Source organism: Micromonospora sp. NPDC057141 (assembly GCF_042670805.1).
Lineage (GTDB): Bacteria > Actinomycetota > Actinomycetes > Mycobacteriales > Micromonosporaceae > Micromonospora.
This window is the reverse complement of sequence record NZ_JBHUVA010000056.1, coordinates 37,914-44,729: the sequence shown is the minus strand read 5'-3', so window position 1 is coordinate 44,729 and position 6,816 is coordinate 37,914. Positions and strand designations below refer to the sequence as shown.

Annotated in this window: 4 protein-coding genes; 3 read left to right on the top strand and 1 reads right to left on the bottom strand. The window is 69.9% G+C overall.

The annotated features are described in order from the left end of the window. Positions 1-2,239 (bottom strand): tetratricopeptide repeat protein (locus ACFT41_RS23455; RefSeq protein WP_377613983.1); only part of this gene is annotated, 2,239 nt, incomplete at its 3' end. A 269-nt stretch (positions 2,240-2,508) separates the two neighbouring features. Here ACFT41_RS23455 and ACFT41_RS23450 point away from each other — a divergent pair. From ACFT41_RS23450 to ACFT41_RS23440, 3 genes are all read left to right on the top strand, one after another. Continuing rightward, positions 2,509-3,771 carry an IS256 family transposase gene (locus ACFT41_RS23450; protein ID WP_377585163.1) on the top strand — a complete coding sequence of 421 codons (1,263 nt, stop codon included), beginning with the start codon at positions 2,509-2,511 and terminating at the stop codon, positions 3,769-3,771. 154 nt (positions 3,772-3,925) lie between these two features. After that, the gene (locus ACFT41_RS23445) at positions 3,926-4,438 is read left to right on the top strand and encodes a hypothetical protein (protein ID WP_377585166.1); all 513 of its coding nucleotides are present in this window, start codon (positions 3,926-3,928) and stop codon (positions 4,436-4,438) included. Between the two features lie 38 nt (positions 4,439-4,476). Continuing rightward, a partial coding sequence (locus tag ACFT41_RS23440; RefSeq protein ID WP_377613982.1) for a tetratricopeptide repeat protein occupies positions 4,477-6,816 on the top strand: 2,340 nt, incomplete at its 3' end.

Genomic DNA, 6,816 nt, shown 5'->3' with positions numbered 1-6,816 from the left:
AGGCGACGGGGTTCGCCTCGGCCAACCGCCGGCGGATCGCGGCGGCCTCCTCGGCGGAAGATAGGGCCTCCTCCCGCCGACCCAACCCAGACAGCATGGCACCGAGGTTGTTCAACGACCCCGCAAGGTCGGGCAGGTAGGCGACGGGGTTCGCCTCGGCCAACCGCCGGCGGATCGCGACAGCCTCCTCGGCGGAAGATAGGGCCTCCTCCCGCCGACCCAACCCAGACAGCCAGATGCCGAGGTTGTTCAACGACCCCGCAAGGTCGGGCAGGTAGGCAGCGGGGTTCGCCTCGGCCAACCGCTGGTGGATGGCAGCGGCTTCCTCCGCGGGAGGTAGGGCGTCCTCCCGCCGACCCAACCCAGACAGCCAGAGGCCGAGGTTGTTCAACGACATCGCGAGGTAGGGCAGATAAACGGCAGGGTTCGCCTCGACCAACCGCCGGTAGATGGCGGTAGCTTCCTCCGCGGGAGGTAGGGCGTCCTCCCGCCGACCCAACTCGGACAGCCAGAGGCCGAGGTTGTTCAACGACATCGCGAGGTAGGGCAGATAAACGGCAGGGTTCGCCTCGACCAACCGCCGGTAGATGGCGGTAGCTTCCTCGGCGGGAGGTAGGGCTTGGTCGCGGAGGCCGGCATTGGCCAACCGCCACGCGTGGGCGGCGTGCAGGCGGGCGTGGTCGGCGGGGTCGGTGGAGGCGGCCAGTCGGTGCGGGGTGAGGGCGGTGGTGATGGCGGCGGCGGCGATGTCGAGGTCGACGTGCCGGTCGGTGGGTAGAACGGTGTTGATGGCGTCGAGGACGTCGGGGTCGATGCCCGGGATGGTGGCCAGGCGGGTGATGGTGGTGCCGCCGGCGGCCAATGCCAGGTGCGGGTGTGTGCGCAGGACGGGGTACAGGATGTCGGTGGCCACGTGGTCCCAGCGGCGGGCGGTCTCCACCAGCACCGTGACGGCGTGCGCCGCCCACGGCGGCGGTTCGGCATCGAAGCGCAGCAGCTGCCCGGCGGCGGTAACGGCCCAGTCGTCGCTGTCCCACCCGTCCTCGTCTCCGGTGTGCCGGTGGCCGGGGGTGGACAGGGCGATCAGGTCTTCGCCGAGCCGGTCGGGCTGCAACGCCTGAAAGACCGTGCGATCGTCCTCGGGCGGGTAGCAGAACCGGTGGTCGTCGATGATCGTGGTGGCGGCGGGTGCGTTGAGCCCGACCCGGTGCAGCAGGTCGGTGGCGATGGCGCGGGGCACGGCGGCGGTCAGCGTGGCCAGATACACCGTACGACCCATCACCTCCGGTGGTGTCTGACGCGGCTCGACCGGACGGTGGTGCAGCGCGTACCAGTGGTCACGCTCGCGGTCCAACAGATACGACGACAACGCGTGCGGCCCGGTCGGCGCTGCCGTGTTGCGGCGGTGAGCGTCGACGGCGACCAGGGCCGCCATGTGCACGGACAGCACCTGCCCGAACGCGTCGTCGGCCAGGTTCGGCGGTGGCCGGAGCCGATCGGCGTCGGCGACGCCCATCGCGGTGGCGAACCGGTCACGGGCCTGCCGGAACAACACCCCCCGATCGACCTGCTCCCCCAACGGCGGCAGCGGCTGGCTGGTGGCCTCGACCTGGTGACCACTGCGCAGCCGGGTACGCAGCGCCGGCCACCACGCCGTGGTGGAGCGGGCCAGCAGCAACACCCGCACCGTGACACCGGCCTGCACGTTCATGCTTTTCAGGTGGGTCAGCAGGCTCTGGAGATGGGATACCGACCACCGGTCGGCGTAGTCGACGACCACCAGCAGCCCACCACCGGCAGGCAGGTCCATCCGGTAGCCGCCGGTGAACACCGGCTCGTGCAGCACCCGCCACACCGCCCACCCGGCCTGCGCCCACGTGTCGGCGACATGCCCCGCCAACCGGGTCTTCCCCTGCCCCCCGGCGGCGTGCAGCAGCCGCACCAGCACCCCACCCGGCCGACCCATCCACTCCGCAACCTCAGCGAGGTCGCCGTCACGCCCGACGAACGGCACCACCCGATGCTGAGCCAACAACAACCGACTCGGCCGCTGCCGCGCCTGCTCCACGCCCACCGACTCCACCACCGCCGGAAACGCCTCCACCCGGTACGGCGGCCGAGCGGTCGTGATCGTGACGTCGCCACCCACCCCCGAAACCATGATCACATCACCGAACGCGACCACATTGTCCAGCCGCTGACCGCCCGCCGACCGAGACCCGCCCACCGGCTCAGGCACCGACCCCGGCGACGGCCACACGGGCGCAGTCACGAACTGATGTCCACGTCACTCCGACCTCGCCGAGCGCCCCTCACCCAGTTCCCACCCGTCACCCGCCCATCATCGACCGCCACACCCGTCACGACACCCTCGCGCCGGGTCGCCTACCCGACACTCAGCAGGAGGCTGGCAGTCATCAACCGCAGCGGGACTGCGTAGTTTTCCGTGTTTGGCCTGGGTGTGGTCCGTTGGACAGGACGGAGTTCCTGTCCGGGAAGGACCACGTCATGGCAGACAAGAAGAATGCTGCTCCGCTTCCGCAGCCGTCGGCGGCGGAGGTGGAGTTCGCGCAGCAGCTGGTCGAGCGGGCCAAGGCCGACGGGGTGTCGTTGGTCGGGCCGGGAGGGCTCCTGGCCGGGATCACCCGCACCGTCCTCGAATCGGCCCTCGACGCCGAACTGGACGCCCACCTCGACGAGGCTGGTGTCGACGAGACGACGGGCCGGCGGGCCAACGTCCGTAACGGGCACGGGGCGAAGACGGTGCAGACCGAGGTCGGACCGGTGCGGATCCAGGTGCCACGGGACCGGGCCGGGTCGTTCACCCCGAGGATCGTGCCGAAGCACGCCCGCCGGCTGGACGGGTTCAACGAGGCGATCCTGTCGCTGTACGCGAAAGGGTTGACGACCGGGGAGATCTCCGCCCACCTCGCCGATGTGTACGACGCGGACGTGTCTCGGGAGCTGATCAGCCGGGTCACCGACAGCGTCCTAGCCGACATGGAGGCCTGGCGGCAGCGGCCTCTGGACCGGGTGTATCCGGTGGTGTTCATCGACGCGCTGGTGATGAAGATCCGGCAGGGGCAGGTCGCGAACCGGCCCGTCTACGTGGTGGTCGGGATCAGCCTCGACGGGGAACGCGACGTGCTCGGCATGTGGGCCGGCACCGGTGGTGAGGGCGCCAAGCAGTGGGCCGGCTACCTCACCGAACTGCGTAACCGGGGTGTGGAGGACTTGTTCATGGTCTGCTCCGACGGCCTCAAGGGCATGACCGACGCGATCGAGCAGGTGTGGCCGCAGGCGGTACACCAGCAGTGCGTCGTGCACCTCGTCCGAGCGAGCCTGCGCTATACGAACCGGAAGGACTGGCAGAAGATCACCCCGGCGTTGCGGGAGATCTACACCGCCCCGACCGTCGCGGCTGCGGAGGCCCGTTTCGAGGCGTTCGCCGCCGAGTTCGGTGACCAGTACCCGGCGGTGATCCGGCTGTGGCGGACCTCGTGGCCGCAGTTTGTGCCGTTCCTCGACTACGACCACGAGGTCCGCAAGGTCCTCTACACCACCAACATCATCGAAAGCCTCAACGCCCGGTTCCGGCAGGCCGCCCGCCGGCGCGGGCACTTCCCCACCGAGCAGGCCGCGATGAAGGTCCTCTACCTCGTCGTCCAGCAGAAACGTAAGGGGGACGGGAGCATGACCGGCCGGGTCTACGGTTGGGCCAAGGCCCTCAACGCCCTGATCCTCGCCTACGGCGACCGGATCACCATCTAACCATCTCGATCACACCCAACGGTCAAACACGGAAAACGCCACACTCCCGGCGCACACGCCGAGATCGGAGAAGACGGCTCCGATAGGGCCTGACCTCGCCGTACAGGCGACGCGGATCCAGAAGGGCGTGCAGGCCGACTGATCGTGGTAACCGATGAACGCCGATCATGAGCGCGGCGATGGCCGGGGCGGTGATGCCGCCGTTGCCGCACCGGTCCATGATGGCGTGATGACGCATGGTAGTCGGCTGCGCGGATGGGCGGTGGCATTCGCCGTCGGGGTTCTGGCCGCAGGGCTGGGTACGTTCTTGGCGATCCAGGGTCTCGACAAGGCGGACAAGTGGGGCAGCGTACTCGGGTTGTTCGTCGGTCTGGCGGGCCTGGGTCTGGCAGTGGCTGCTGCGATCGGTGCTCGCCGACAGGCCGGCGGGCAGTCGCTGACCGGTTCGACGATCGGCGGCGGAGTGACCCAGGTACGGGGGGTGAGCGGCAGTGTGCACATCGGCCCAGCCTTCGCGCCGCCCGTGGTGCCGGTGCCGCCCGGGTCCTCGCCGCCGCAGGTGCCGTCTCCTTCGCAGGGTGGCGGGCAGGCGGTGACGGGGTCGTCGACGGCGGGTCCGGTACGGCAGATCGACGGGGTCGGCGGCGACGTCGAGCTTGACCGGTGACCCGCTGGTGGGGGCCACCACCAGCCGCCGGACAGGCGGTGACCGGCAGCGTGATCTTCGGCGACACCGTGCAGATCGCCGGCGTCGACGGAGACGTCACCGTCAGCCTGGACCGACCGCCCTACCAGGTCACGACCGCCGACGACGCCCCAGTGCCGTTGAGCGCGGCCCGGGCGCGGGCGCAGCCAAGCCGACTGCTGCTGGCCCGTCACCAGATCGTGCCGTTCACCGGTCGTGAGCGCACCCTGGACCGGCTCGCCGCCTGGATCGGTGGGGATGAGCCGGTGACGGCGCTGCTGGTGCACGGTGCGGGCGGTCAGGGCAAAACCCGCCTCGCGGCACACGTCAGTACCTCATGCGCGGCGGCAGGGTGGGCGGCATGGCAGGTTACCTATACGCCGACCCCGGTCGCCGGGTCCACGCCGGTATCGCGGGTCGCGTTGCCCGGTGGTGCGGTGCTGGCGGTCGTGGACTACGCCGACCGGTGGCCGGCCTCCGCGCTGCTGGCTCTGCTCACCCAGTTGCGGGATCTGCACATACGAGCGGGGGCCCGGGTGCGGGTGTTGATGCTGGCCCGCTCCGACGGCTACTGGTGGCCCGCGCTGGCCGACCGGGCCGACAGCAACCTCAGCATCGAGGTAGACCAGTTCCCGTTGCCCGCCCTGTCTGCTGACAGCGTCGATGACCGGCCGGGTCTGTTCGCCACTGCTGCCGGCCGGTTCGCGGCTGTCCTGGATGTCGCGGCCCCGGCCGAGGGTTGGCCGGTGCCGGATCTGACCGGAGGCAGGTTCGGGCAGGTTCTGGCCGTACACATGGCGGCCCTGGCCGAGGTGGACGCGGCCCGGCGCGGTGATGTGCTGCCCGGAGGCCCGGATGCGGTGTCGTCGTATCTGCTGGGCCGGGAACAGGCGTACTGGCAGCAATTGCACACCCGGGCTGAGGCACCGGTGCAGACCCCGCCCGAGGTGATGCACCGGGCTGTCGTCGCAGCGACCCTGACCGGAGCCCGACCCCGCAGCGAGGCCCGCCACGCCCTGACCGACGCCGGCTTCGCCGACACCGGCCCGGCCGCGGATCGGCTCATTGACGACCACAGCACCTGCTATCCACCGTCGGACACCCGGACAGTGTTCGAGCCGCTGCATCCTGACCGGCTCGGCGAGGACCTCCTCGCCCTGTCGACCCCCGGCCACGACAGCAGCAACCGGCTGGAGCGTGACTGGACCCCCGAGGCAATCACCGCCCTGCTCACCACCAGCGAGGCACCACCAGCCTGGACCAGTTCCGCGATCACCGTGCTGGTCGAGGCCGCACACCGCTGGCCACACCTGGCCACCACCGTGCTCTACCCGCTCATCCGGGCACATCCGCGACTGGCGGTCACCGCAGGTGGAGCAACGTTGACCCGCCTGGCCAGCATCCCCGGCATCGAACTCACGATCCTGGAAACCCTCGAACCCCTGCTGCCCCCCGACCGGCACATCGACCTCGACATCGCCGCCGCCGCCATCACCGACACGCTCACCCACCACCGCCTCACCCACACCACCGACCCCGCCCATCGAGCCCACCTGCACGCCAACCACGCTTGGCGCCTCGCCAATGCCGGCCAACGACAACGAGCCCTGGCCCCGGCAGAGAACGCTGTCCGCATTCGGCGCCGCTTGGCCGAGGTCAACCCCAACGCTCACCTACCCAACCTCGCCAAGTCTCTGAACACCCTCGGCGCCCTTCTGGCGATGCTAGGTCGACGGGAGCAGGCCTTGGGCTCGGTGGAGGAAGCCACCGGCATCTACCGCCGCTTGGTTGGGGCTAACCTCGACACTTACCTGCCCGATCTCGCCGGATCGTTGAATAACCTCGGCACCCTACTAGCGGCGCTGGGCCAGCAAGAACAAGCCTTGGCCCCGGTGGACGAAGCCACCAGCATCTACCGCCGCCTCGCCGAGGCCAACCCCGACACCCACCTACCCAACCTCGGCATGTCGTTGAACAACCTCGGCAGCTGCCTGTCGCAGCTGGGCCAGCGAGAACAAGCCCTGCCCCCAGCGGAGGAAGCCACCAGCATCTACCGCCGCCTCGCCGAGGCCAACCCCGACACCCACCTACCCGATCTTGGAATGTCGTTGAACAACCTCGGCAGCTGCCTGTCGGAGCTTGGGCGGCGAGAGCAGGCCCTGGCCCCAGCGGAGGAAGGCACCGGCATCTACCGCCGCCTCGCCGAGGCCAACCCCGACGCCTACCTACCCGATCTTGGCGTGTTGTTGTACAACCTCGGTAAGTGCCTGTCGGAGCTTGGGCGGCGAGAGCAGGCCCTGGCCCCAGCGGAGGAAGGCACCGGCATCTACCGCCGCCTCGCCGAGGCCAACCCCGACGCA

What these genes read in the sequence shown, in the direction of transcription:
- ACFT41_RS23450 (WP_377585163.1), top strand. Translation starts at nt 2,509, where the DNA reads ATGGCAGACAAGAAGAATGCTGCTCCGCTTCCGCAGCCGTCGGCGGCG.
- ACFT41_RS23445 (WP_377585166.1), top strand. Translation starts at nt 3,926, where the DNA reads ATGAACGCCGATCATGAGCGCGGCGATGGCCGGGGCGGTGATGCCGCC.